1 protein-coding gene is annotated in these 1,090 nt (G+C 66.2%); it reads left to right on the forward strand.

Translation table 11 applies throughout. The features are described 5' to 3' along the window. On the forward strand, nt 1-1,090 hold a 1,090-nt coding region (locus tag AB0J58_RS45140; protein ID WP_364228041.1), incomplete at both ends, for an AMP-binding protein.

The raw sequence follows: 1,090 nt of genomic DNA on the forward strand, positions 1-1,090 counted from the left end.
CGATCTGTTCGATCGGGTGACGGTCGAGGAGATGGTGGTGCGGTTCGGGCGGTTGCTGGAGTCGGTGGTCGCCGATCCGGGTGTCCGGTTGAGTGAGATCGATCTGCTGGATCCGACTGAGCGTGAGGTCATTCTCGGTGAGTGGGCGGGGCGGGGGGTGGTGTCTGCCGGGTCGACGTTGGTGGAGGAGTTCGAGGCTCAGGTGGCGGCTTCGCCGGATGCGGTGGCGGTGGTGTGTGAGGGGGTGGAGGTGTCGTATGGGGAGTTGGACGCGCGGGCGGGGGTGTTGGCGGGGGTGTTGGTGGCCGCGGGGGTGGGGCCGGAGGGGTTGGTGGTGTTGGTGGTTCCGCGGTCGGTGGAGTTGGTGGTGGCGGTGGTGGCGGTGGTGAAGGCGGGGGGTGGGTATGTGCCGGTGGATCCGTCGTATCCGGTGGAGCGGGTGGCGCAGATCGTGGGGGATGCGGCTCCGGTGGTGGCGGTGGTGGTGCCGGGGACGGAGGGGGTGTTGCCGGCGGGGATGGCGCGGGTGGTGCTGGACGGTTCGCAGGTTTTGGTTGAGGAGCCATGGAGGGACGCTCCGACCTCGGCCTCTACCCCGGCTTCGGCCTCGGTTCTGACCCCGTCTCCGAGTTCGTCCCCGACCCTGACCCCGACCCCGGCCTCGACCTCGGTACCGGTGGTGGGTGGGGGGCGGGGGGTTCTTCCTGGTCATCCGGCGTATGTGATTTTCACGTCGGGGTCGACGGGGCGTCCGAAGGGGGTGGTGGTCTCGCAGGGGAGTGTGACGCGGTTGCTGGCGTCGACTCGGGAGTGGTTCGGGTTTGGAGATTCTGATGTGTGGGTGTTGTTCCATTCGTATGCGTTTGATTTTTCGGTGTGGGAGTTGTGGGGGGCGTTGTTGTCGGGTGGCCGGTTGGTGGTGGTGTCGTTTGAGGTGAGTCGTTCGCCGGTGGAGTTCTTGGAGTTGTTGGTGGAGTGCGGGGTTACGGTGTTGAATCAGACGCCGTCGGCGTTTTATCAGTTGATGGCGGCGGAGCGGGATCTGGGTGGGGTGGATCTGTCGTTGCGGTATGTCATCTTCGGCGGGGAG

The sequence above is a fragment of the Streptosporangium sp. NPDC049644 genome (assembly GCF_040675205.1).
Lineage (GTDB): Bacteria > Actinomycetota > Actinomycetes > Streptosporangiales > Streptosporangiaceae > Streptosporangium > Streptosporangium fukuiense.